Annotated in this window: 26 protein-coding genes and 1 pseudogene; 14 read left to right on the forward strand and 13 right to left on the reverse strand. The window is 47.5% G+C overall.

Annotation, left to right across the window (positions count from 1 at the left end; all coding sequences use genetic code 11):
- From ileS to murJ, 3 genes and pseudogenes are all read right to left on the reverse strand, one after another.
- Positions 1 to 1,908: isoleucine--tRNA ligase (gene ileS, locus JKY90_03985; GenBank protein ID MBL4851425.1), on the reverse strand; the 1,908-nt coding region annotated here is incomplete at its 3' end.
- A 104-nt stretch (positions 1,909 to 2,012) separates the two neighbouring features.
- Complete coding sequence (ribF, locus tag JKY90_03990) at positions 2,013 to 2,972, reverse strand: bifunctional riboflavin kinase/FAD synthetase (GenBank protein MBL4851426.1); 960 nt, start codon at positions 2,970 to 2,972, stop codon at positions 2,013 to 2,015.
- Positions 2,969 to 4,503, reverse strand: a pseudogene (gene murJ, locus JKY90_03995) (murein biosynthesis integral membrane protein MurJ). The gene ribF and the pseudogene murJ overlap by 4 nt, the downstream one beginning before the upstream one ends.
- Between murJ and JKY90_04000 the strand changes: the two are divergent.
- On the forward strand, positions 4,484 to 4,639 hold the full coding sequence (locus JKY90_04000) for a hypothetical protein (protein ID MBL4851427.1): 156 nt from the start codon (positions 4,484 to 4,486) through the stop codon (positions 4,637 to 4,639). The pseudogene murJ and the gene JKY90_04000 overlap by 20 nt on opposite strands.
- Before the next feature lie 48 nt (positions 4,640 to 4,687).
- Entirely contained in the window at positions 4,688 to 4,954 is a 267-nt protein-coding gene (gene rpsT, locus JKY90_04005) for a 30S ribosomal protein S20 (protein MBL4851428.1), read from the forward strand.
- Positions 4,955 to 5,057: 103 nt separating this feature from the next.
- On the opposite strand, the gene JKY90_04010 is transcribed toward rpsT, so the two are convergent.
- From JKY90_04010 to rplU, 4 genes are all read right to left on the reverse strand, one after another.
- Positions 5,058 to 6,197 carry a glutamate 5-kinase gene (locus tag JKY90_04010; protein MBL4851429.1) on the reverse strand — a complete coding sequence of 380 codons (1,140 nt, stop codon included), beginning with the start codon at positions 6,195 to 6,197 and terminating at the stop codon, positions 5,058 to 5,060.
- Between the two features lie 51 nt (positions 6,198 to 6,248).
- Positions 6,249 to 7,343: a GTPase ObgE gene (obgE, locus tag JKY90_04015; GenBank protein MBL4851430.1), complete on the reverse strand. Its 1,095-nt coding sequence runs from the start codon at positions 7,341 to 7,343 to the stop codon at positions 6,249 to 6,251.
- An 89-nt stretch (positions 7,344 to 7,432) separates the two neighbouring features.
- Positions 7,433 to 7,690 carry a 50S ribosomal protein L27 gene (gene rpmA, locus JKY90_04020; GenBank protein MBL4851431.1) on the reverse strand — a complete coding sequence of 86 codons (258 nt, stop codon included), beginning with the start codon at positions 7,688 to 7,690 and terminating at the stop codon, positions 7,433 to 7,435.
- Between the two features lie 26 nt (positions 7,691 to 7,716).
- Complete coding sequence (rplU, locus tag JKY90_04025) at positions 7,717 to 8,040, reverse strand: 50S ribosomal protein L21 (protein MBL4851432.1); 324 nt, start codon at positions 8,038 to 8,040, stop codon at positions 7,717 to 7,719.
- A gap of 126 nt (positions 8,041 to 8,166) precedes the next feature.
- On the opposite strand from rplU, the gene ispB reads away from it, so the two are divergent.
- Positions 8,167 to 9,135 (forward strand): octaprenyl diphosphate synthase, encoded by a 969-nt coding sequence (ispB, locus tag JKY90_04030; GenBank protein MBL4851433.1) that lies wholly within the window; start codon positions 8,167 to 8,169, stop codon positions 9,133 to 9,135.
- Positions 9,136 to 9,397: 262 nt separating this feature from the next.
- Here the strand turns inward: ispB and JKY90_04035 are convergent, their stop codons facing one another.
- Positions 9,398 to 9,712 (reverse strand): hypothetical protein, encoded by a 315-nt coding sequence (locus tag JKY90_04035; protein ID MBL4851434.1) that lies wholly within the window; start codon positions 9,710 to 9,712, stop codon positions 9,398 to 9,400.
- On the opposite strand from JKY90_04035, the gene JKY90_04040 reads away from it, so the two are divergent.
- Together JKY90_04040 and JKY90_04045 are read left to right on the forward strand one after the other, a co-directional pair.
- Complete coding sequence (locus tag JKY90_04040) at positions 9,711 to 11,450, forward strand: ATPase (protein MBL4851435.1); 1,740 nt, start codon at positions 9,711 to 9,713, stop codon at positions 11,448 to 11,450. The two genes, JKY90_04035 and JKY90_04040, sit on opposite strands and share 2 nt — an antisense overlap.
- 2 nt (positions 11,451 to 11,452) lie before the next feature.
- Complete coding sequence (locus JKY90_04045; GenBank protein ID MBL4851436.1) at positions 11,453 to 12,784, forward strand: sigma-54-dependent Fis family transcriptional regulator; 1,332 nt, start codon at positions 11,453 to 11,455, stop codon at positions 12,782 to 12,784.
- A gap of 24 nt (positions 12,785 to 12,808) precedes the next feature.
- Here JKY90_04045 and JKY90_04050 read toward each other — a convergent pair whose 3' ends face one another.
- Together JKY90_04050 and JKY90_04055 are read right to left on the reverse strand one after the other, a co-directional pair.
- Positions 12,809 to 13,207 carry a type II toxin-antitoxin system VapC family toxin gene (locus JKY90_04050; GenBank protein MBL4851437.1) on the reverse strand — a complete coding sequence of 133 codons (399 nt, stop codon included), beginning with the start codon at positions 13,205 to 13,207 and terminating at the stop codon, positions 12,809 to 12,811.
- Positions 13,207 to 13,431 carry a type II toxin-antitoxin system Phd/YefM family antitoxin gene (locus JKY90_04055; protein MBL4851438.1) on the reverse strand — a complete coding sequence of 75 codons (225 nt, stop codon included), beginning with the start codon at positions 13,429 to 13,431 and terminating at the stop codon, positions 13,207 to 13,209. The genes JKY90_04050 and JKY90_04055 overlap by 1 nt, the downstream gene beginning before the upstream one ends.
- 387 nt (positions 13,432 to 13,818) lie before the next feature.
- Here JKY90_04055 and JKY90_04060 point away from each other — a divergent pair, with 387 nt between their 5' ends.
- The 3 genes from JKY90_04060 to JKY90_04070 all read left to right on the forward strand — a co-directional run bounded on the left by JKY90_04060 (position 13,819) and on the right by JKY90_04070 (position 15,513).
- Entirely contained in the window at positions 13,819 to 14,316 is a 498-nt protein-coding gene (locus tag JKY90_04060) for a pilin (protein ID MBL4851439.1), read from the forward strand.
- A 674-nt stretch (positions 14,317 to 14,990) separates the two neighbouring features.
- Positions 14,991 to 15,263 (forward strand): type II toxin-antitoxin system Phd/YefM family antitoxin, encoded by a 273-nt coding sequence (locus tag JKY90_04065; GenBank protein ID MBL4851440.1) that lies wholly within the window; start codon positions 14,991 to 14,993, stop codon positions 15,261 to 15,263.
- Positions 15,244 to 15,513, forward strand: coding sequence for a Txe/YoeB family addiction module toxin (locus JKY90_04070; GenBank protein MBL4851441.1), 270 nt, complete (start codon positions 15,244 to 15,246; stop codon positions 15,511 to 15,513). The genes JKY90_04065 and JKY90_04070 overlap by 20 nt, the downstream gene beginning before the upstream one ends.
- Before the next feature lie 392 nt (positions 15,514 to 15,905).
- Here JKY90_04070 and JKY90_04075 read toward each other — a convergent pair whose 3' ends face one another.
- From JKY90_04075 to JKY90_04085, 3 genes are all read right to left on the reverse strand, one after another.
- On the reverse strand, positions 15,906 to 16,172 hold the full coding sequence (locus tag JKY90_04075; GenBank protein ID MBL4851442.1) for a type II toxin-antitoxin system RelE/ParE family toxin: 267 nt from the start codon (positions 16,170 to 16,172) through the stop codon (positions 15,906 to 15,908).
- Positions 16,156 to 16,368: a TraY domain-containing protein gene (locus JKY90_04080; GenBank protein ID MBL4851443.1), complete on the reverse strand. Its 213-nt coding sequence runs from the start codon at positions 16,366 to 16,368 to the stop codon at positions 16,156 to 16,158. Before JKY90_04080 ends, JKY90_04075 begins: the two co-directional genes overlap by 17 nt.
- 119 nt (positions 16,369 to 16,487) lie before the next feature.
- Complete coding sequence (locus tag JKY90_04085; GenBank protein MBL4851444.1) at positions 16,488 to 17,351, reverse strand: transposase; 864 nt, start codon at positions 17,349 to 17,351, stop codon at positions 16,488 to 16,490.
- Positions 17,352 to 17,474: 123 nt separating this feature from the next.
- Between JKY90_04085 and pilB the strand changes: the two genes are divergently transcribed.
- From pilB to yacG, 6 genes are all read left to right on the forward strand, one after another.
- Positions 17,475 to 19,202: a type IV-A pilus assembly ATPase PilB gene (gene pilB / locus JKY90_04090; GenBank protein ID MBL4851445.1), complete on the forward strand. Its 1,728-nt coding sequence runs from the start codon at positions 17,475 to 17,477 to the stop codon at positions 19,200 to 19,202.
- Positions 19,202 to 20,419 (forward strand): type II secretion system F family protein, encoded by a 1,218-nt coding sequence (locus tag JKY90_04095; GenBank protein ID MBL4851446.1) that lies wholly within the window; start codon positions 19,202 to 19,204, stop codon positions 20,417 to 20,419. Before pilB ends, JKY90_04095 begins: the two co-directional genes overlap by 1 nt.
- Before the next feature lie 260 nt (positions 20,420 to 20,679).
- Entirely contained in the window at positions 20,680 to 21,552 is an 873-nt protein-coding gene (locus JKY90_04100; GenBank protein MBL4851447.1) for a prepilin peptidase, read from the forward strand.
- A gap of 22 nt (positions 21,553 to 21,574) precedes the next feature.
- Complete coding sequence (locus JKY90_04105; GenBank protein MBL4851448.1) at positions 21,575 to 22,201, forward strand: dephospho-CoA kinase; 627 nt, start codon at positions 21,575 to 21,577, stop codon at positions 22,199 to 22,201.
- Positions 22,202 to 22,279: 78 nt separating this feature from the next.
- Complete coding sequence (gene zapD, locus JKY90_04110) at positions 22,280 to 23,056, forward strand: cell division protein ZapD (protein ID MBL4851449.1); 777 nt, start codon at positions 22,280 to 22,282, stop codon at positions 23,054 to 23,056.
- Positions 23,057 to 23,067: 11 nt separating this feature from the next.
- Positions 23,068 to 23,319, forward strand: a complete 252-nt coding sequence (gene yacG, locus JKY90_04115; protein ID MBL4851450.1) for a DNA gyrase inhibitor YacG — start codon at positions 23,068 to 23,070, stop codon at positions 23,317 to 23,319.
- Positions 23,320 to 23,398 lie beyond the last annotated feature (79 nt).

The raw sequence follows: 23,398 nt of genomic DNA on the forward strand, positions 1-23,398 counted from the left end.
ACGCAGGACATCAGCACCCAGCTGGTTCATCACTTTTTGCGGTGCAATGACATTACCCTTGGATTTGGACATCTTCATGCCCTTGGCGTCAACGGTAAAACCATGCGTTAACACGGCTTTATAGGGCGCACCATAACAAGCATCCGCGCCCGCATCTGCATGCATCGCAACTGAACTTAACAAAGACGATTGAAACCAGCCGCGATGTTGGTCTGAACCTTCTAAGTACAAATCAGCAGGAAAAGGTAAGCTGTCACGCTGACCTAAAACGGCTGCATGACTAACACCGGAATCAAACCAGACATCCAGGGTATCGGTAACTTTGTCATAACGACTTTCATCGACCCCAATATCTGACGGTGACAAATCAAACCAGGCATCAATGCCGGATTCTTCAATCAACAGCGCAACCTGTTCGATTAACTGTTCAGTGTCCGGGTGCAAAGCGCCGGTTTCTTTATCAATAAACAATGCAATCGGCACCCCCCAGGTGCGCTGACGTGAGATACACCAATCCGGTCGATTTTCAAGCATCGATTCAATTCGTGCTTTACCCCAAGCTGGCAACCATTCAACGGTGTCGATACTTTTCATCACCCGATCACGCAGACCTTGTTGTTGCATACTGATAAACCACTGTGGTGTCGCTCTAAATATCAAGGGGGTTTTGTGACGCCAACAGTGTGGGTAACTGTGATTAATAGGAACATGATTGAGCAAAGCTTTGCGTTCAACCAACAAATCAATCACCAGTGCATTGGCCTTAAATATGTGATGACCCGCTACATACTCAGTCCCTTCAACAAATACACCGTTACTTGCTACAGGATTATCGACAGGCAAACCGTACGTCAAACCAACAACATAGTCATCCTGGCCATGACCAGGGGCAGTATGTACTGCACCGGTGCCGGATTCAGCCGTGACATGATCGCCAAGAATAACCGGCACTTGTCTATCGTAAAACGGGTGCGTCAGCTTCACGCCTTCTAGGTGTTGGCCTTTTATCGTGGCCAGCACGTTATGCTCAGTAACGTTGTAACGCCCGATGGCAGACTCGATCAACACCTCTGCCAATAACAAATATTCTGCCCCCTGTTTGCTAGCTATTTCCACTATCGCATAATCAACATCAGGATGCAGACACACGGCCTGGTTTGCCGGCAAAGTCCACGGTGTGGTTGTCCATATAACAACAGACGCCTTGGCATTGCCTGGCAAAGAAACATTAGCAATTTTAGACAGTGCGGCGACATCAACAAAGTTAAATTTAACATCGATGGCCGGTGATTGTTTATCTTGATATTCAACCTCGGCCTCGGCCAAAGCAGAACCACAATCTGTGCACCAATAAACCGGTTTAAAACCCTGGCTTATATGACCCGCTTTAATAATCTTGCCCAGGCTACGCACAATGTTTGCTTCAAATTTATAATCCATTGTGCGATACGGATTTTGCCAATCGCCCACCACGCCAAGACGAATGAAATCTGTCCGTTGTTTATCCACTTGCTTGGCGGCATAATCGCGACAGGCTTGGCGAAACGTCTTGGCATCGACTTTATGTCCGGCCTTACCAATCTTTTTTTCCACCATCAATTCAATCGGTAAACCGTGGCAATCCCAGCCCGGCACATAGTCAGCATCAAAACCACTTAAGGTCTTGGACTTGATAATGATGTCTTTTAAAATCTTGTTAACGGCATGACCAATATGGATTTCGCCGTTAGCATAGGGAGGCCCATCATGCAGCACATAAAGCGGCCGGCCATCACAAGCAGCGCGTACTTGCGCATAGAGATTATCTTCCTGCCAACGCTTAAGCCTCTCGGGCTCACGCTGAGCCAGATTACCTTTCATTGGAAAAGCAGTTTTGGGAAGGTTTAAGGTGCTTTTATATTCACTCATTATGGCTAAGAACTTTATGCTTCAAAAACCGCTTATTATCAGTGATTATGGCGTTTGCTGCCAGTAGTTTTACCTTGGCTAATTTCATCTTGACGATTTTATCTTTACCCGTCAGCTTGCTGAGCAAAATAATCTCGCGCAGCACGCTCATCAACAACCAACTGCGCTTTTAAGTCGGCCAAGCAATCAAAGCGCTGCTCATCACGCAACTTAGCAACAATGTCAACTTCAACATAACGACCATAAATATCCTCGTCAAAATCAAGCAAGTGTACTTCAAAGCGGTAGTCTCGCCCGTTCACCGTGGGACGAAAACCAATATTCGCCATGCCCAAACGGGCACTCTTATCAAGCCCCTGCACCAGCACTGCAAACACGCCTGCTAAAGCAGTCTGATGACGCAGATGAATATTAGCAGTAGGGTAGCCCAGGGTTCGGCCTAATTCGTCTCCTTTTACTATTCGCCCAGACAATCGGTAAGGTCGCCCCAATAAGCTACTCGCCTGCAACAAATCGCCCGCTATCAAGGCTGATCGCACACGACTACTGCTGACACGAGCGCCATCAACCTCAACACTGGCCATTGACTCAACAACAAAATCAGCGTTGACCGACAGTTGCTGTAGCAATTTAAAATCACCTTGGCGTTGGTGGCCAAAACGAAAATCATCGCCCAACAAAACATATTTGGCTGACAAACCAGCAAGCAATATATCGTTAGTAAATTGCTCGGCTGGCAGCCCGGACAAGGCTTGATTAAAGGGCAAACACAGCACCGCATCAAGGTCTGTATTGGCTGATAAATATTCCAGTTTTTGACGCAAGCCCATAAGCCGAGCCATGACCCGAATAGGCTTTTTTTCTTGGTTTAAGGAAGCAAAAAACTCATGCGGTAGCGGCTCAAAGCTGATTAAAACAGAGGGCACACCAAGCTGCTTAGCTTTGTTGCACAATCGCGCCAACATCTGTTGGTGACCACGATGAATGCCATCAAAGTTACCAATAGTCACTGCACTGTTGTGTTGCCACAACGATAACCCAGCCAAGCCACGAATCAGCCTCATGCTTGACCCTGATCTTTATTCTGCCCCTCAGCGGACGCTTGCTCATTCACCAGATGACGCCAACGCAAACCTGATGCGAGCAAGCAAACTAAATAAACCACCGTTGCAATTAATAACCACAGCGCTAAATTCAAACCACGTTGATACCAAACCTTATCAAGCCACTCTGACACAGCAGGCGCCAAGAAAAATAAAACCAGCGCCATCAACAAGGTCGCTATCAAGGTACGTAGAAATAACGCAGTCCAGCCAGAACAAGGTTGATAAATGCCTTCACGCTGCAATAAATAAAGTAAACATATCGCGTTTAACCAGGCCGACAAAGAGGTGGCCAATGCTAAACCTGCGTGCGCCAAGGGGAAAACCAAAACAAGGTTCAGCACCATATTTACGACCATGGCGATAATGGCGATCTTTACCGGCGTTTTCATGTCATAACGTGAATAAAATCCCGCCGCCAATATTTTCACCATAATGAAAGCGCCCAAACCCAGCGAATACGCTAACAAACTTTTGCCAGCCATAGTGACATCGTGTTGGCTAAACGCACCGTACTGAAACAGCGTCACTAACATTGGCTCTGCTAATAACATCAGCCCTACCGTAGCGGGCGCGGCAATGACCAACACCCAGCGCAAAGCCCAATCTAAGGTATGAGAAAATTGTACTGGTGAAGCCAAGGTATGTTGCTGTGACAATTTGGGTAAAATCACCGTCGCCAAGGCGACGCCAAAAACACCCAAAGGGAATTCAACCAAACGATCTGAGTAGTACAGCCAACTGATACTGCCAGTCACTAAAAACGAGGCTATTAAGGTGTCGATCAATAAATTAATCTGCGCCACTGATGAGCCAAATATGGCTGGCAACATCAATTTTTTTATGCGCCTAACACCTTCAACATCGGCACCTCGACGTGGCCGTGGCAGCATGTTGATCTTGGCCAAAAAAGGCAATTGAAATAATAGTTGTGCGACACCAGCGATAAATACTCCCCACGCCAGGGCCATAATGGGTTGATCAAAATAAGGCGCCATAACAATGGCTGCGAAAATCAATGAGATATTAAGCAGTACCGGGGTAAATGCCGGTACAGCAAAACGGCCATAGGTATTAAGAATGCTGCCAGCAAAAGCAGTGAGTGAGATAAAAAAGATATAAGGGAAGGTGATACGCAGCATGTCGGCTGCCAACTCAAATTTACCCTCATTGCCAATAAAACCCGGCGCAAAAATCATCACCAAAAGCGGTGCTGCCAACACGCCGATAAGCGTCACCACCAACAAAATCAAACCAAGCGAAGCCGCAACCCCATCTGCCAAACGCTTTACCTCAGCTTCACCGCGCTGCTCCTTGTATTCTGCGAAAACAGGAACAAATGCCAGTGAAAATGCACCTTCAGCGAATAGACGACGGAGGAAATTAGGGATCTTAAAGGCGATAAAAATGCGTCGGCGACCAAACTTGCGCCAAAAATTCGCGCAATAATCACATCACGAACAAAGCCGAGTATGCGCGACAAAAACGTCATGGCACTGACGCTAATCGAGGATTTGAGTAAGCCTTTGCTCACGAAACGACTGCAAGCCTTTGAAGTATGGGATGGCCAGTGTAGCGAACTTCACGGCTTTCAGGATAAAATTAGCATAAAGTTTGACATCTATTGACTATATACCGATAATGATCGGCTTGAAAATTGCTTTTGGAGCTACATCTTGGCAAACTCTGCTCAAGCCAAAAAACGCGCACGTCAAGCCGAACAACGCCGCATTCAAAACTCTGCACAGCGTTCAGCATTTCGTACTGCCATTAAAAAAATTGTCCACGCTATTGAGGCGGGCGAGAAAGATAAAGCCGCAGATGCCTATAAAGCCGCTGTGCCCACCATTGATCGCATGACAAGCAAAGGCATCATTAACAAAAACAAGGCAGCACGCCATAAAAGCCGTCTCAACGGCCACATTCGCGCCATGTCCGCCTAAGCACTGTTTAATCTACAGCTACCGCATCAAGTCGCGTAGCTGTACACCCTGGCAGATCAAGCCAAGGCTGCCTGCTTAGCCAAGCTCTTACGTTAATACCCCCCTAAGTTAACACCAGATTATCGCGATGAATCAATTCAGACTCGTCGACGTAGCCCAGTATCTGCTCAATCTTGTCGCTACTAACACCCTTAATCTCACGTGTTTCATCAGCTCCGTAGTTGATTAACCCCAGCGCGACTTGTTGACCGTTGCTATCGACACATTCAACTGCATCACCACGAATGAAATCACCTTTAACAGCGCTGACGCCCACGGCTAATAAACTGCTGCCGCGCTGACGCAACACTTGTACGGCACCGTCGTCCAACACCAGTGTTCCTTTGACTTGCAAATGGCCAGCAAGCCAGCTTTTCCTCGCGGCAATAGGTTCATGCCCAGGCAAAAGCAAGGTACCGAGCGGCTCACCCGCGAACACACGTGAAATCACATCAGGCTCGCGGCCATCGGCAATCACGGTTATTGCACCCGACCGTGCTGCCAGGCGAGCACCGCGCAGTTTTGTCACCATACCACCGCGGCCCAATGCGCCTGCACCAGGTTTCACCATAGTATCGAGCGCAGGGTCATCAATGGCGGTCTCTTCGATAAGCTTGGCGTCATCATCCGTGCGTGGATCTGCCGTGCAAAGACCTGGCTGGTCAGTCAGAATCAACAAGGCATCGGCTTCGATTAAATTAGCCACCATGCCAGCCAGATTATCGTTATCACCAAAACGGATTTCTTCCGTGACTACCGTGTCGTTCTCGTTGACGATTGGCACCACATTCAGATCAAGTAAGGTTTTAAGTGTCGAGCGCGCATTGAGATAGCGTTTTCGATCCGATAAATCATCATGGGTTAAGAGAATTTGCGCTGCGTGTAAGCCATAACGTTGAAAGCCACGCGTATAGATTTCAGACACACCACTTTGGCCAACCGCAGCCGCGGCCTGTAACTCAAACAAGGCATGAGGCCGCTGTTGCCAACCTAGGCGCTGCATACCCTCAGCGATAGCTCCAGAGGACACAACAACGACATCAATGCCTTGCCTGCGCAGTGATGCTAGCTGAGCAATCCAGCCATCGATGCGTACACTATCTAACCCTTGGCCATCATTGGTGATAAGCGCGCTGCCAATCTTGACGACCCAACATTGGCCTTGCGCCAATAATTGTCGTGATGATTGTTTAGCTGAACCCATCAGTCATTTGCCCTGTAGAACACAAGCATCATGAGCTTATTCAACAACTGCTTATCCATCTTGCGCGGGGTCTTGCTCGTCAATAGGCGCATATTTTGATTGCAATTGCAATTGAGCTGATTCATCGCGCTGCTGATTGGTCTCCTCAATCACTGCCATCAAATCAGATATTAGCTGGCGCGTGCCTTGTTTACTAATGGCCGCAACGGTATATAGAGGACCTTGCCAGCATAGTGCTTGTTGAATTTTATCGCGCCTTTCATCCACTTCCTCAGCCAACAGCAAATCCGTTTTCGTCAATACTAACCAGCGCTCACGGCCGCCCAGCTCTTCATTGTATTTCACCAGCTCATGTTCGATCGTACGAATATCGGTAATGGCTTGTTCGGCAGATTCAACGCTACCTATATCCACCAAATGTAAGAGGATACGGGTACGACTAATATGCTTTAAAAATTGTATGCCTAAACCGGCACCCTCAGCAGCACCTTCGATAATGCCAGGGATATCAGCGATGACGAAGCTTTTGTAATCATGGACAGAGACAACGCCCAAGTTAGGATAAAGCGTAGTAAATGGATAATCGGCAACACGTGGTCGTGCTGCCGACACAGCACGAATGAGTGTCGATTTTCCCGCATTAGGCAAACCAAGCAAGCCAACGTCGGCCAACAGTTTTAATTCCAGCCGCAACATTCGCAAATCGCCCGGCGACCCCTTGCTGGTTTGCCGTGGCGCACGATTAACACTGCTTTTAAAGCGCGTATTACCAAGGCCATGAAAGCCGCCTTTGGCCACCAACATACGCTGACCGTTCACCGTCATATCACCAATAATTTCATCGGTGCCTTCATCGGTCACCATGGTACCGACAGGCACGCGAATCTCGATATCATTGCCCGCCGCACCGGTGCAATTTTGACCGCGACCTTGCTCACCATTCGTCGCTTTGAATTGACGTCGCACACGAAAGTCGACCAGAGTATTAAGATTGACATCGGCGATCAAATAAACCGAACCGCCATCACCACCATCACCGCCATCAGGCCCACCAAAAGGAATGTATTTTTCACGACGAAAACCAAGACAGCCATCACCGCCCTTGCCTGCCTGTACTTTTATTGTGGTTTCGTCAACGAATTTCATAGTAATGATTTAGTTGTTTACACTGCACAAACAAAAAACCCCGCCTAAGCGGGGTTTTTATCAAATTTTACAGACTATCCAAACAGGTCCTACTCAGCAACCACACTAACAAATTGACGTAGTTTTGAGCCTTTTCTGGCGAAAGCGACACGGCCATCAACCTTAGCAAACAAGGTGTGATCACGACCTAAGCCAACATTTTCACCCGCATGAACACGCGTACCACGCTGGCGCAGAATAATGCTGCCCGCGTTGATCACTTCACCACCATAACGCTTAACGCCAAGCCGTTTCGACTCGGAATCGCGGCCATTACGCGTACTACCACCTGCTTTTTTATGAGCCATACTTGTTTCTCCGTACGCTTAAAACACTAGGCGCTAATGCCAGTGACTTCTAATTGAGTAAAATGCTGACGATGTCCAGCCTGTCGACGATAGTGCTTGCGCCGACGAAACTTGATAATACGAATCTTGGCGCCACGGCCATGAGCGCACACTTTGGCAGTTACCTTAGCACCGTCGATAAACGGCGCGCCGATGGTCACGCTATCGCCATCAACAACCATTAATACATCGCTGAGCTCGACGCTATCGCCTTCGTTCGCTACAATCTTTTCTACTTCAACGACGTCGCCTTTTGCGACACGGTATTGTTTACCGCCCGTTTTGATCACCGCGTATGACACAGCATCGATCCCTATATATTCGAGTAAGCCGGGTATTGTATCTTGTGCTATTCTTCACGTCAATTTACTCGCACTATTTAAGTGTCGCAAATGGCTTGTGACACACTATTCACTTCTCAGCAGCACTCAACCATGATGGCACTCGACAAGGTAAGCGCCCTGATAGCAGAGGATATGCAGGCTGTAGACGAGCTTATTGGTCAACGTTTAAGCTCAGATGTGGTGCTGATCAACCAGCTTGGCAGCTATATCGTCAACAGCGGTGGCAAACGATTACGCCCACAATTAGTACTGCTGTCCGCAGGGGCTCTCGGCTATCAGGGTAAAAAACACCAGCTTATTGCGGCGATTATCGAGTTTATCCATACCGCTACTTTGCTCCATGATGATGTTGTTGATACTTCGACAATGCGCCGCGGCCAAGAAACAGCTAATGCTTTGTGGGGTAATGAGGCAAGTGTGCTGGTCGGCGACTTTCTCTATTCACGCGCCTTTGAAATGATGGTCGAGGCTGGCAATATGCGAATTATGGAAATTCTTGCTCACGCCACTAACACCATTGCTGAAGGTGAAGTATTGCAACTACTGAACTGTCACGACCCTGATACCACTGAAGAACGCTATTTAGAAGTGATTCGCTCAAAAACTGCAAAATTATTTCAGGCTGCAACCCAGGTCGGCGCCGTACTCACTGAATCAGACACCCAAACCGAGCAAGCCATGGCCGATTATGGCATGCACCTAGGCACCGCCTTTCAACTCATTGACGACGTACTAGACTACAGCGCCAGCTCAAAAGAATTAGGCAAAAATATCGGTGATGACCTGGCTGAAGGCAAGCCCACCCTGCCATTGATCTATGCCATGAACAATGGCAGCAAAGACCAGGCAGACATCATTCGTGATGCAATAGAAGAAAATGGCCGCGACAAACTACCCGCTATTATCGCCGCGATTGAATCGACCGGTGCCATCACCTACACTGCCGACTGCGCAGCCAAGGAGGCTGATAAGGCCAGCCAAGCATTAGCCAATGTCGCCGACACACCCTACCGGCAAGCCTTATTAGCTTTAGCTGAATTCTCAGTGAAAAGATCGTTTTAGAGCCTGTTAACACTATAAACATGTCAGCGTTGCGCGCCAAACCAGGCCATGCGAGGCGCGAGGAGAGAGATTTAGTGATGCTAAATGAACGACAAGTAACGCTGCATGACCCGATTTGGCGCGCAACCCGAAAGGACGGGGTCATTTTTCCGCAGCCCTGCGTTGCAACTCGCTTGTGTACCGCAAGTACACGGCGCTCACTGCGCCTTGTCCTGCGAAAAAATGGCCTCCGTCGCTGCCATGTTTATAGTGTTAACAGGCTCTAGAAACTATGGGCATTACTAAGCTTATTATTCTTGCGCTGTTGATTTGGCTTGGCTTTCGAGTCTATCGCGCTATCCAGCAACGGCGACATACGCTTGCAATACAAGCTGCAAAGCCAGACAAACAACTCAGTGGCAATCTCGTTCAGTGCCAAGCCTGCGGCATTCATCTTCCCAAAGAGACTGCTGTAGTAGAAAACGGGCATTTCTATTGCCCGCCTGACAATAGCGATTGCAAGCGCCAGGGAATCTATCAAGCTTTTATAAGGCTCATCGTTAAAACTTGATTGACTGCGGCCGATTACTGTAGCCATGAGCACAAAAGCCAACTATTGGCCAAACACCAACACGCCACCAAGCTATAGCGGCTCCGACCGGCGTCAAGCTGGGGCAGCAAGCCATCAAGATGACACCAGCAATACTTGGCGTCCGCTGCAACTGTTCAATTTTTACCGCTTACTCATCAGCAGCAGCCTGTGTGTGCTATTGCTCACTGAGAATTATCACGATTTATTCGGCAACATCAATTCAACACCAATTGCTGTAATAAGTATTTGTTATCTCATTTTTAGCCTATTTTATTTATGGACAGTTTCAACACAAACACCCTATTTCAATACGCAAATTAGTCTGCATGTTATTACTGACATTATTGCCATCACTCTGCTAGGCCACTTTGGCGGCAGTTTTGGTGGCGATATTATGGTGCTCATCGCAGTTTCTGTGGCCGGTGGTAGCGTACTTAGCACTGGCCGTAACGCGCTATTTTTTGCCGCCTTAGCCAGCTTTGCTGTGCTCATAGACACCTTTTATTCTCATACCATCAGTTATGCCCATGCTGGAACCTTGGGCATTACTTTCTTCGCTACAGCCATACTGGCTACTTATCTTGCGCAACGTATTCGTAGCAGTGAAAATTTAGCGCAGCAACGTGGCGGCGACCTGCTAACCATGGAGCAATTAACGCGTTATGTTATTCAACGTATGCAAACTGGTGTACTCGTACTCGGCAGCAACAACCAACCACAATTGATGAATCAAGCAACGAAAGAATTATTATCCGTAGACGAAAAAAGTACGGCACAATGCTTTGACATACATCCTGACTTGAAAAGAGAGCTACTACGCTGGCAACAAGACGGGCAATACCAACCAAGCTCCATACAAGTTCAACAAGGTTCTCGCGAATTGATGCCGCGTTTTGCTCATCTCGGAAGAAAAGGAGAAAATGCTGGCACGCTCATATTTCTCGAAGATAACACTGCGCTTGCACAACAAGCACAGCAACTAAAGCTGGCCTCCCTGGGGCGGCTTACCGCTAGCATTGCCCATGAAATTCGTAACCCCTTAGGTGCTATTAGTCACGCTGGTCAGCTATTAGCCGAATCCGCAGACATTCATAAAAACGACCAACGTTTAACCGAGATTATTAGCCAACAATCCAAACGGCTGGACAGGATCGTCGATAACGTCATGCAACTGAGCCAACGCAAAGCAATACATGCCGAGACTATTGATCTCGTCGCGTGGCTTGAACAATTCAAAGCTGAATTTTGCCAAAGTATGAGCCTCAATGAACATAACATTCAACTCACTAGCGCCAGCACCCCGTGTCAAGCACGGGGCAAGCCCGGCGAAAACATGGGGAACACCTCGTATACTGCTAATTTCGACCCTAGCCATCTGCACCAGGTAGTCTGGAATCTTTGCGCCAACGCACTGCGCCACGGCCAACCCGATCCTGACAATGTCAAAATAGGCTTAAACCTAGGCCATGATGACAAAAGCTATTTACCTATACTGGATGTCACCGACCAGGGCCCGGGTATCGCCCAGGCTATGCTCGATAAAATTTTCGAACCATTCTTTACCACCAACAATTCAGGTACCGGGCTTGGGCTCTATATCGCACGCGAGCTATGCGCCAACAACCAGTCACATCTACATTACATACAAAGCGTTCCTGATGCACAAGGGACGCAAAGCAAAGAGACTGGCGCCTGTTTTCGACTTCACTTTACCGACACGCGGCACCAACATCAGGCTGCTTAACAATGAATCAGGCCAGCACATCCAAAGCACACATAGCACTTATTGTCGACGACGAACCCGATATTCGCGAACTGCTGGAGATTACGCTAGCACGCATGGGTATCAACACCCAGGCCGCGGCTAATATTGCTGAAGGTAAAGCGCTGCTTGCCGAACAAAGCTTTGATGTCTGCCTCACCGATATGAATTTACCCGACGGCGATGGCATCGAACTGGTCAAGCATATCCAACAACATTACGCCAAAACCCCTGTCGCCATGATTACCGCACACGGCAATATGGAAACAGCAATTAACGCCCTTAAAGCTGGTGCCTATGATTTTGTAGCAAAACCCATCGACCTCAATAATTTACGTGACCTAGTCGATACCGCGCTGCGTTTGAGTAAACCAAAGCCTTCACCAGCAACAAAACAATTACAGTTGCTGGGCAACTCAGCCGTCATGCAATCAACGCGCAACACGATAGTTAAACTTGCCCGTAGCCAGGCGCCTGTTTACATCAGCGGCGAATCCGGCACCGGTAAAGAACTGGCCGCGCGCATGATTCACGATCATGGCGCGCGCAGCGACAAACCCTTTGTTGCCGTTAACTGTGGTGCCATACCCAGCGAACTCATGGAAAGCGAATTTTTTGGTCATAAAAAAGGCAGCTTTACCGGTGCCCATAACGATAACCCCGGCCTGTTTCAAAGTGCCCAGGGTGGCACCTTGTTTCTTGATGAAGTCGCCGACCTGCCACTGGCTATGCAAGTCAAACTATTACGCGCCATTCAGGAAAAATCGGTACGTCCCGTCGGCGCTAATGAGGAAATCGCCGTCAACGTTAGAATACTCAGCGCAACGCATAAAAATCTGGCCACTCTGGTAACAAACAACCAATTCAGACAAGACTTATTTTATCGCATTAACGTCATTGAACTGACCATGCCCAGCCTGCGTGATCGCCGCACAGACATTGCCGACCTCGCCACTTATTTACTTGAACAACTGGCAACAACACATGAAGTGCCCAAACCTGAGCTTAAAGATGACGCCATAGCCGTCCTGCAACACTACGACTTTCCTGGCAATGTGCGTGAACTGGAGAATATTCTTGAACGTGCGATGACCCTGTGTGAAGACAACAGCATTAATGCCCATGACCTTAACCTGCCACAGACAAGTATAGATGGCACAGAAGCGACCCTGGACACACAACTCGATTGCACCGAAAAAACCAGTATTCTCAAGGCACTAGAACAAACCGGACACAATAAAACCCAGGCGGCAAAAGTGCTCGGCATTTCATTCAACGCCCTACGCTATAGACTGAGAAAACTGGGCATAGAGTAATTTACCTCAACCCTAAATTACCTTTTACCAAATAGTTTTAACGTGTTGATAATCCCTGATTTGTTCATCAGCCGTGACCAAAGCAACGGCAAGTTTTCTAGCGGTCGCCACGATCATTCTATCCGCCGGGTCTTTATGAAACTCTCCCGGCAACATCGTTGATTTATAGCTAATCTCATTATCTACCGGCATAAACCGAAAACCTTCAATTTGTTCTACCTGTTCCAGCCAGTTTTCAATATCCATACTCAAAACCAGGCGTTTTTTCTCGATCAACATTGCGATTTCCCAAGCCGATATAGAGGATATAATAATCTCGCCGCCCTTGGTCATTATCGCGTCAATAGCCTTCTTAGCAGTCGTTGATAATTCGTCCGAGCCATTAACAAACCAAACCAATACATGTGTATCAATCACAAGCATCATGCGTTATCCCAATCATTAACAGCCACAGGAGCGGTTGCCAAATCATATTTAATGACACTGCCTTTTAATAACTGTATTGGGCTAACTTGCTGCCTGCTGATTTTCCTGATTTCTAACTTAGGCGTACCACGATCAGTAATAATGATGGTTTCACCATTCTGTTCAATGCCTCTAAATACTTCCAACGCATGAGCCTTAAATTCAGATTTTGACATTTCCATAATGTGCTCCTGCAAGTGACGAGTAAATGTAGGGTCATTCTAATAGTCAAAATGACTATATGCAATGGTCATATCGGAAAGCAGCCATAAAACAACCACCTTGATTTACTATCAATGCCTCACAAAACTGTTCTTTATCAACAATAATGTGTTGAAAATCAACAGGCTTAAACGCAAAAATTAAAGAACACGCCCTTTGCACCGCTAACCATTCTAGCGAGGCAAATGCTAAACGCATGAATTAGTTATAATTTTAAATTATTCACGCTCATAAGCAAAACTGGCACAGGCTGTGCTAAGTACATTCACAGACGGCAACGTTGTAGAATATAAAAAGCAGCGCCACCGACCATTTTATAGATTTATTTTTTTAATCAGGAGAACACCATGAAACGTGTACAAAACTTACAACGCACCCTTGCGGCGCAAAAAGGTTTCACCCTTATCGAACTGATGATCGTTGTGGCGATTATCGGTATTTTGGCAGCGATTGCGATTCCGGCTTATCAGAACTATACCATTCGTGCTCGTGTCACCGAAGGGCTTAGCCTCGCTAGCGAATATAAAGTGATCGTCGCTGAAAACGCTGCAAATGGAGCAGCATTTGGAGCAGGCTTAGTAGCCTTTGTCGCTACACCAAACGTTGCAAACCTCACAATTACTCCCCTTACCGGCCAAATAGTTATTACTTATGGTGCCAACGCGGGGGGTGGCACACTCTTTTTGAACCCACGTGACGGCGGGCTAGGTGGAGCTGTATTAGCAGTTGGTACACCTCCAACAAATGCAATTACATGGAACTGTAATGCTGCAGGCGCAGTAGCAGCTAGACTTGGAGGCAATGGTTCATTAGCAGCGCAGTTCGCTCCTTCAAACTGTCGCTAAAAATTACTTTTGGCTGAACTAAAAAAGCCTCCTTCGGGAGGCTTTTTCTTTTTTTGCCCGACAGAGGGGAGTAGGGTCAGGGGAGTAGGGTCACAGGGGAGTAGCAGGGGAGTAGGGTCAAGCAGGGGAGTAGCATCAAAGGGGTCAGAGTAATTGATTTTGGATTGGGTCTGGTGCATTAGCCCATCCTTGAGTCCCTGACTGCATCCAAAATATTCCCGGTAGTCGCCTGGGGTCCGAGAACAGGGTCAGCACGAGAACAGGGTCAGGTCTAGATTCGAAGCCCGACCCTGGCACGGTCGTGGTGTTTTTGCACCTTTTAACTGTGCTATAGCTTTATCAAAGCTATAAAAGCCCAACAAAGACTCTCCCTTGTCCACTGCTACACGATGTGACTTGTTAGCAATCAACGAATTGACAAAACCTAGCCCCCCGCACCTGCTTGGCCTCTTTGTAAGCACATAGCGCTGACCAAAATAACTTGGTTGCTTTCAAAAATAAAAGCACCATCGCAGAGCAAACTGCGTACAACGTGGCAGACATCGGCTTTATCAAGATTACACAGAGCATGGCAATAGCGGCGCGGCGCGTAAAAACTGGTCAACGTTAATTGACTTGTTAAGGCTTAATTATTATTATGTACGGAATTACCGTACGTTTTACAGGTGAATGAAATGGACACTATTAGTGTAAATAAATTTAGAGATAACTTGAAAACCTTTGTGGAAAAAGTGGTTACAGAGCACCTACCTCTTAAAGTCACGCGTAGAAGTGGTGATGATTTCGTGGTTTTAAGCGCGGATGATTGGGAGCGTGAGCAGGAAACATTATATGTTTTGCAAAATAATCACTTAATGAAGCAGATTGCTGCCTCAGCTGCTACAAATACAAAGAGCAAGGGATATATACCTACAGCAGGGGAGCTAGATGAGATCACTGGTATTTGAAGGTAATACCTGGGCTGCATATGAAGAACTTAGGCTAAAGAACAAAAAACTACACAAAGTGCTTTGTCGCTTATTGAAAGAAATGCTCCGTGACGATCCACAAACTGGAACTGGAAAACCTGAGCCATTAAAACATAACCTCTCTGGCTTGTGGTCTCGCCGTATAAGCCAGAAAGACCGTGTTATTTATAAGTACGATAAAGACTACATTTATATTTTTGCTATTGGTGGCCATTACGATCAATTTTAAATGGCCATCATCTTGGAATGGCAGGAACTAATGAGAGCAAGGGAACAGAAAACAGGGTCAGGTCTAGATTCGAGCAGGAAAATAGGGTCAGATTGAGCCACCCCTAGTTTGACGGACACTTCAGAAATGGGACACTAGTCCTGGAGGTGTTTATGACGATACGAAATAAATAAGGGGACACAATACTTAACCATAATATCCTCCCGCCATAGCCAAATTGTTTTTGGTTCCCACGCAGAGCCTGCCCCCGTATCAAGTACGGGGCAGGCTCCGTGCTTGACACGGGGAGCATAGCCACCAGATATTTAACCGATTACGCTGACCAGAAAAATTATATTAAACGGTCTTGGTGCACAAAGAGCTACTCACTCTTGGCAGCTAGCAGGGAAAGACTACCGATAGACAGCACGCCGATGACCAACGGCTAAGACCAGGACGGTCAAGTGGTTATCTTCAATTTGACAGATAAGTCGGTAATCTCCCACGCGATAACGCCAAAACCCTTGTAACTCATGTTGCAATCCTTTGCCAAACCGACGCGGGTCTTCATTGGTAGCCAAACGTTGACGGGTATAACGAAGTATTTCACGCTGAGTTTGTCGGTCGAGTTTACGTAACTCTTTACGTGCGCGCTCATCCCACTCAACTGTCCAGATCAAACTCTTGCTCCAATGTCTCCTGAGACCAACGTTTTTCTGGTTTGGCTAAGCGACGCTCAGCCAGGTAAAGATCCTCAATTTCTTCAAGATGTTGTTCGATAGCTTCACGTGCATAGAACGTTTTAGTACGTCCGGTACGCTTGGCGAGCTTGGCCAAGCGCTCTTCGAGCTCTTGGGGCAGGCGAATGGCTAGCATGGCGATCACCTTCTAGTTTGATATATGTGTATAGCGTAGCAGAATGATACAAATCATAGCAAGGGACTTCCTAGGGGGGAAATAGGAGGGAAACAGGGTCAGGGGAAATAGGGTCAGGTCTAGATTCGAAGCCCGACCCTGGCATGCTTCCTTGCTAATCGAACAATCTTTCCCACGGTTGTGAAATGCAGTCCGAAAAATGCGGCTATCTGCTGATAACTGTATTCTCCTGTTGCATAGGCGGCAACAATGGCACTATCACGATTATCACTGGCACTTGTGATCGCTTGCAAAGACGGTGCAGGGGGGCGTCGCTGAGATTGGGGGATATTAACGTCTTGCGACAGGCCCTTGACCTTTTCCTGCATTCGGCAAACAAAGCCGTTGTCTCCGAGAAAAACCTGCCGGTTTAAATCCTTCCAAATTGACTCTTGACCGGAGCCCTCGCTCACAAATTGGGTATACCTTAGAATCGCCTCGCTACGATCCGTTGCAAATTGCGTAAGCAATCCGTCTGTAGCCAACCAAGCTGGTGCCACTGCCTTCCCGGTCATCGCCGGATAACTGCTCCAACACCACTCGCCCGGGTGCTCCACCATCCCGGCACGCACGGGATTGAGTACCACATAGCGAGTCAATTCCAGCAAATAAGGATCGGTATCCACTAAAATTGCTTTATAACGCCCCTGAAATAGATGACCGGTGAGCCGATGGCGGCGGTTGAACGCCTGGCTGTACACGCCGTTGAGCTGACGCATTCCTTTTGACAGATTGCCGTCCGGTGTTTCGATGATCAGATGATAGTGGTTGGACATCAAGCAATAACCATGACATATCCAATTCCATCCCTCAATCACCTGCCCCAGAACCTCAAGAAATAGCGCACGATCTACATCATCTTCATAAATCGCTTCCTGTCGATCTCCCCGGGAAGTGACATGGTAAAGCGCACCTGAAAATTCAATCCTTACGGGTCTAACCATGATCGTAAATTAACACAGAGAATGCTTTGTTTCTAGACCTGACCCCCAGAAACATGACCCCCAGAAACACACAGCAAAGATATTAAACATGCTGCCGCTAACCCTTAGAGACAAGGGACAATCATGCAAAGCTCAGCAACACCTTCCGATAAAATTATATTAAACGGTCTAGCACGCTATCTGATCCGTGATGGGCTACTCGACGAAAATACGGCGCAAGATGCCTATGAGAAATCGCATGAGGAAAAAATTCCTCTGGCATCGTATTTGGTTGAACACAAGATACTGGCAAGCAATGTCATTGCCGTTACGGCATCGCGTGAATTTGGTATTCCTTTATTCGATTTACAAGCCATTGAACTGGATCATGATACGGTTGGCCTGGTTAAAGAATCGCTGATTCGCAAGCACAATGCCTTACCACTCTTTAAACGTGGTAGCCGCTTGTATATCGCGCTGTCTGACCCAACCAATCTGCCCGCTCTCGACGAAATCAAGTTTAATACCGGGCTGAATACTGAGCCCGTTCTCGTCGAAGATGATAAATTACGTAAAACGATAGAACAGGCGCTAGACCATAATGCAAACTCTATAGATGCCTTTGCGGGTGATGACGATCTTGAAAATCTGGACATGTCAGACGGTGAGGGCCCTAATGCAGCGGGGCCCACTGAATCAGAGGTTGATGACACGCCGATTGTGCGCTTTGTTAATAAAGTGCTGCTCGATGCCATTAAAGCGGGTGCTTCAGACATTCATTTTGAACCCTATGAAAAAAAATATCGGGTGCGTACGCGTTTGGACGGGGTGTTAAGAGAGATAGTCGCGCCGCCTGTGGCCATGGCCATGAAAATTGCCGCACGACTCAAGGTGATGTCGCGACTGGACATCTCTGAGCGTCGTGTACCACAAGACGGTCGTATGAAAATGACCATTTCAAAAACCCGTGCTATCGATTTTCGTGTCAGCACCTGTCCGACCTTATTTGGCGAAAAAGTCGTCATTCGTATTCTTGACCCGACCAGCGCGCAGATGGGCATTGACGCGCTGGGCTATGAACCAGAGCAAAAAGAGCTCTATCTGCACGCCCTGAACCAACCCTACGGTATGATTCTGGTGACAGGCCCTACCGGTAGTGGTAAAACGGTTTCGCTGTATACCGGCCTGAATATCCTCAATACTGAGGATCGCAATATCTCAACAGCGGAAGACCCCGTTGAAATTAATGTACCCGGGGTGAACCAAGTCAATGTCAACCCCAGAGCAGGGCTGACCTTTGCTGCAGCGCTAAAATCGTTTCTACGGCAAGATCCCGACATTATCATGGTCGGTGAGATTCGTGACCTGGAAACCGCTGAAATCGCTATTAAAGCGGCACAAACGGGGCATATGGTGATGTCGACGCTGCATACCAATGATGCACCACAAACACTCACCCGTCTCGCCAATATGGGTGTGCCTGGGTATAACATCGCCGCAACGATATCGTTAATTATCGCTCAGCGTCTGGCGCGTAAGCTCTGTAAAGAGTGTAAAACGCCGGTCGATGTCCCCAAGGAAGCTTTATTAGCCGAAGGCTTTAGCGAAGAGCAATTAAAACAAGCGTTTACTATTTATGCCCCTAAAGGCTGTGACTCTTGCAACGCAGGTTACAAAGGCCGTGTTGGTATCTACCAGGTCATGCCCATCTCGGAAGCAATGGGTAAATTAATCATGGAGGGCGTTAACTCCATTACGCTGGCAGAACAAGCAGAACGTGAGGGAGTTAACGATTTGCGCAAGTCGGGCTTGAAGAAAGTTATAGATGGTGTTACAAGCCTAGAAGAAGTAATAAGGGTAACGACTGAGTAATGGCTGCAAAAGCAATTCAAGCGACTACTTTCACCTGGGTTGGTGCCGACAAACGCGGCACTAAGATCAAAGGTGAGCTGCAAGGCAAGAGCATTCCGCTGATAAAGGCACAGTTACGTCGCCAGGGTATCAATCCTTTGCGCGTCAAGAAAAAACCTAAGCCCTTATTTAGCAGCAATAAGAAAATTACCTCGAAAGACATTACGATTTTCTCGCGTCAGCTGGCGACCATGTTGTCTGCTGGTGTGCCAGTGGTACAGGCCTTTGAAATTATTGGCCGTGGCCATGAAAACCCTGCGATGCAGACATTGATCGGTGCGATTCGTAGCGATGTCGAGGCCGGTAACAATCTGGCTAATTCATTTCGCAAGCACCCGCGTCAATTCGATGAGTTGTTCTGCAACCTCATTGCTGCTGGTGAACAAGCCGGTATCCTTGAAACTTTATTACATAAAATTGCTACCTATAAAGAAAAAACTGAATCCATCAAGGCCAAAGTCAAAAAGGCCATGTTCTACCCCACCGCCATTATTGTCGTAGCCTTTATTATTACGGCTATATTGCTTATTTTTGTTGTACCACAATTTGAGGCACTGTTTAACGGCTTCGGTGCTGATCTCCCTGCCTTAACATTATTTGTTGTCAGATTGTCTGAATTTTTCCAGTCTTACTGGTACCTCATATTTGGCGGCATTGCCGCAGCCGGTTTTGTTTTGGTCAATGCCCACCGAAAATCGAAAAAAGTGCGTGATGCGGCTGATCGGCTGGTACTGAAAATGCCTGTTGTTGGCGATATTTTGCATAAAGCCGCTATCGCCCGCTATGCCAGAACGCTCTCTACCATGTTTGCTGCCGGTGTACCGCTGGTCGAATCCATGACCAGCGTTGCCGGAGCTGCCGGCAATGTGGTGTACAGCAATGCTATTCTGCGTATACGTGATGAAGTCTCTACTGGCACTAATTTAAATTCCGCCATGGCGCACACCGGCGTATTCCCCAATATGGTCACCCAAATGGTTGCTATTGGCGAAGAATCGGGTTCATTGGATTCTATGCTAAGTAAAGTGGCTGACTTTTATGAAGAAGAGGTCGATAACGCCGTTGATGGCATGACCAGCTTGATTGAACCTATTATTATGGCCTTTCTCGGTGTTGTTATTGGTGGGCTGGTCATTGCCATGTACTTGCCCATTTTCAAACTCGGCGAAGTCGTCTAGCAGACTGTTGAAAAACCCTCATGCGGCACAATCTTGCGTATACCCTAATGGCACCTGGAAAATCAGCTCAAAATGCGGGGGCACGTAGTGCTAAACTGCGTGTGCACTGCGCTTTCTAGATGCCCTCGGGATATGAGTTGATTTTTGCCCTTATAACCCTGCGGGTTTGTTAAGGATTTATTCCCTATGGTCATGTCACCTTGTCTTGTACTCGCCTGGGGCTTTTTCAACGGCCTGCCAATCAATAAAAGTTTGTTTTGATGGAATTAGCAGTCTTTCTGCAAGCCAGTCCGCTTGTCTTTGTGGCGCTGATTTTTATTGTCAGCTTGCTTATCGGTAGCTTTCTTAATGTTGTGATCTATCGCCTACCGGTGATGATGGAACGCGACTGGCAAGCACAGCTTGACTCTGCCAATGTAGACCAGCAAACCGACAAGCCGCCGCCTTTTAATCTTGCCGTACCACGCTCAAGATGCCCCAAGTGCAACCATATGATTAGCGCTTTAGAAAATATTCCTGTCATTAGCTATCTGTTTTTGCGCGGCAAATGTAGTAGTTGTAAAACTCACATCTCTGCTCGCTATCCTGTTGTTGAGCTAACTACGGCGATCTTGTCAGCACTGGTTGCGTGGAAGTTTGGTTTTGCCTGGTCAACCCTCGCCGCATTAGTGTTTACCTGGTGTCTAATTTGTCTTGCCTTGATTGACTTTGATACCCAGTACTTACCTGACAGCATTACCTTGCCGTTGCTGTGGCTCGGCCTGTTCGTCAGCCTGTTTACCTTGTTTGTTGATTTGCCTACCGCAGTCATTGGCGCTATGGCGGGATACCTGAGCCTTTGGTTGATTTATCATTTATTTAAGCTGGTCACGGGCAAAGAAGGCATGGGCTATGGCGACTTTAAGTTGTTAGCCGTTCTAGGCGCGTGGCTGGGTTGGCAGGCGTTGCCTACGGTGATATTTTCCTCAGCGCTTGTCGGTGCGATCATTGGCATTGCGCTGATCGTAATCCGTGGCCGTGATCGTAATATCCCCATCCCTTTTGGCCCTTTTCTGGCGACAGCGGGTTGGATTACGTTCATGCTGGGCGACGATGCATCTAATTTCTACCTTAATTTGCTCGGGCTTAGCTAATTGTTCTGCCCATACTAACCCCATGCTAACGATTGCTCTCACCGGGGGTATTGGCAGTGGCAAATCGACGATTACAGCGCTCTTCGCCAAGCTCGGGGTGCCTTTTTGCGATGCTGATGATATTGGCCGCGAGCTAACCCAGGCTGGTTCTGCTGCTTTACTAGAAATCAGCGCCTTATTTGGCCAGGATATATTGAACAATAATGGACAACTCGACCGACGGCGGCTGCGTGAAATTATCTTTTCAGATTCGCAAAAACGACAACAACTTGAAGCGATTCTGCACCCACGCATCAACCATCAGATAGCACGCTGGATTCAACAACAAACCACTGACTATGGCATCATATCCATTCCTTTGCTGACAGAAAATCTGTATCGCCATCAACTTGATGGGCAATTCGCCAAGCAATTCGATAGGATCTTAGTCGTTGAGCTAGCCCCTTCTGCTCAACGCCAACGAACCGCTAAACGTGACAATGCCGAGGAAGCGAGTATTCAAGCCATTATCGCAACACAGGCTAGCGCTGAACAGCGCCGTGCAATTGCTAATGATATTATTGATAATAACGGTGATATTGACGTATTAAAACACCAGATAATACAGCTACACAAGAAATACTGTGGCCTAGCGCTTAGAGGGTCGTAACGATAGATTAGACAAGTTTGCTCTATACGAATAAGATCATGCACTGATCGCTCTAAACCAACCTAACCAGAAAAATCGATGGATCTAAGCTCTGACATTGTTACTTACGAACAGCCTCTGAACGAACGCATTCGCATTTATTTAAAGCTGGAGTATTTGTTCAAGCAAATCTCCAGCTGTGCAGCAGTACCGTCAGTGTGGGGCAGCCGCAGCGCACTGTTTGGTGTGCTTGACACGCTCAACATTCTTGCTCGCAATGACCTCAAGGCCGATGTACTCAAGGAGCTCGAACGCCAAGCAAAAAATTTATCCCGCTTAGAAACCAACCCAGACGTAGACACTAGCCAACTGGCAAACATATTAGACCAGCTGGATATTTTGATCGATCGTATCCATTCACTACGTGGACAAGTTGCCCAAGAGCTGCGTAACAATGAATTGCTCAACAGCATTCGTCAGCGTATGACACTCCCTGGTGGTACCTGCGATTTTGACTTGCCAGGCTTTAATTTTTGGTTAAAACAGAGTGATACCGCTCGCACACATGATTTATTGTCATGGTATGAAAGTTTTAGTTTGATTCGTGCTGCAATTGACATCATCTTGATGTTAATACGACGCAGCGCCCAAGCTACCTCGGTGCAAGCTATTGAGGGCTTTTATCAACAATCCTTGGATAGTCGTTTTCCCCAACAAATGATTCGCGTTGCCATTCCATCAGACTTACCTTGCTTCCCTGAAATCAGTGGTGGCAAACATCGTTTTACCGTCCGTTTTATGGTTGGTGGTATGAATGAGCGACCCTCGCAAATTAAAGAAGATGTCGACTTCCAACTGACCTGCTGTGTCTTATAAAAATAATCAACATGGAAGTTAAATGTCCCACTTGCGAAAAAATGGTTACGTGGTCCGAGCAATCTCAATACAAACCATTTTGTAGCGAGCGTTGTCGTTTGATTGATCTTGGTCAATGGGCATCAGAGCAACACCGTATCCCTTGCGCTGTGAGGGAATGCGGTAGCATTCCCGAGGAAGTACTCTTGGGGTGCGCCCTGCAAGAGACACCCTTGGAGCATGAAGATGCACCTGCCAATGAACTGGATGAAAGTCTGCATTAATCGTTTGACTCTCCCCAAAACATCGAAATACCTGCAATACCCTGACACCCCAGCTGCTGCGTCTGATCAAGATGCGCCT

The organism is Gammaproteobacteria bacterium (assembly GCA_016765075.1).
In the GTDB taxonomy this organism is placed as follows: domain Bacteria; phylum Pseudomonadota; class Gammaproteobacteria.

What these genes read in the sequence shown, in the direction of transcription:
- ribF (MBL4851426.1), bottom strand. Translation starts at nt 2,972, where the DNA reads ATGAGGCTGATTCGTGGCTTGGCTGGGTTATCGTTGTGGCAACACAAC.
- JKY90_04000 (MBL4851427.1), top strand. Translation starts at nt 4,484, where the DNA reads ATGCGCGACAAAAACGTCATGGCACTGACGCTAATCGAGGATTTGAGT.
- JKY90_04010 (MBL4851429.1), bottom strand. Translation starts at nt 6,197, where the DNA reads ATGGGTTCAGCTAAACAATCATCACGACAATTATTGGCGCAAGGCCAA.
- obgE (MBL4851430.1), bottom strand. Translation starts at nt 7,343, where the DNA reads ATGAAATTCGTTGACGAAACCACAATAAAAGTACAGGCAGGCAAGGGC.
- rpmA (MBL4851431.1), bottom strand. Translation starts at nt 7,690, where the DNA reads ATGGCTCATAAAAAAGCAGGTGGTAGTACGCGTAATGGCCGCGATTCC.
- ispB (MBL4851433.1), top strand. Translation starts at nt 8,167, where the DNA reads ATGGCACTCGACAAGGTAAGCGCCCTGATAGCAGAGGATATGCAGGCT.
- JKY90_04040 (MBL4851435.1), top strand. Translation starts at nt 9,711, where the DNA reads ATGAGCACAAAAGCCAACTATTGGCCAAACACCAACACGCCACCAAGC.
- JKY90_04035 (MBL4851434.1), bottom strand. Translation starts at nt 9,712, where the DNA reads ATGGCTACAGTAATCGGCCGCAGTCAATCAAGTTTTAACGATGAGCCT.
- JKY90_04045 (MBL4851436.1), top strand. Translation starts at nt 11,453, where the DNA reads ATGAATCAGGCCAGCACATCCAAAGCACACATAGCACTTATTGTCGAC.
- JKY90_04050 (MBL4851437.1), bottom strand. Translation starts at nt 13,207, where the DNA reads ATGCTTGTGATTGATACACATGTATTGGTTTGGTTTGTTAATGGCTCG.
- JKY90_04055 (MBL4851438.1), bottom strand. Translation starts at nt 13,431, where the DNA reads ATGGAAATGTCAAAATCTGAATTTAAGGCTCATGCGTTGGAAGTATTT.
- JKY90_04060 (MBL4851439.1), top strand. Translation starts at nt 13,819, where the DNA reads ATGAAACGTGTACAAAACTTACAACGCACCCTTGCGGCGCAAAAAGGT.
- JKY90_04065 (MBL4851440.1), top strand. Translation starts at nt 14,991, where the DNA reads ATGGACACTATTAGTGTAAATAAATTTAGAGATAACTTGAAAACCTTT.
- JKY90_04070 (MBL4851441.1), top strand. Translation starts at nt 15,244, where the DNA reads ATGAGATCACTGGTATTTGAAGGTAATACCTGGGCTGCATATGAAGAA.
- JKY90_04080 (MBL4851443.1), bottom strand. Translation starts at nt 16,368, where the DNA reads ATGCTAGCCATTCGCCTGCCCCAAGAGCTCGAAGAGCGCTTGGCCAAG.
- JKY90_04085 (MBL4851444.1), bottom strand. Translation starts at nt 17,351, where the DNA reads ATGGTTAGACCCGTAAGGATTGAATTTTCAGGTGCGCTTTACCATGTC.
- pilB (MBL4851445.1), top strand. Translation starts at nt 17,475, where the DNA reads ATGCAAAGCTCAGCAACACCTTCCGATAAAATTATATTAAACGGTCTA.
- JKY90_04095 (MBL4851446.1), top strand. Translation starts at nt 19,202, where the DNA reads ATGGCTGCAAAAGCAATTCAAGCGACTACTTTCACCTGGGTTGGTGCC.
- JKY90_04100 (MBL4851447.1), top strand. Translation starts at nt 20,680, where the DNA reads ATGGAATTAGCAGTCTTTCTGCAAGCCAGTCCGCTTGTCTTTGTGGCG.
- JKY90_04105 (MBL4851448.1), top strand. Translation starts at nt 21,575, where the DNA reads ATGCTAACGATTGCTCTCACCGGGGGTATTGGCAGTGGCAAATCGACG.
- zapD (MBL4851449.1), top strand. Translation starts at nt 22,280, where the DNA reads ATGGATCTAAGCTCTGACATTGTTACTTACGAACAGCCTCTGAACGAA.
- yacG (MBL4851450.1), top strand. Translation starts at nt 23,068, where the DNA reads ATGGAAGTTAAATGTCCCACTTGCGAAAAAATGGTTACGTGGTCCGAG.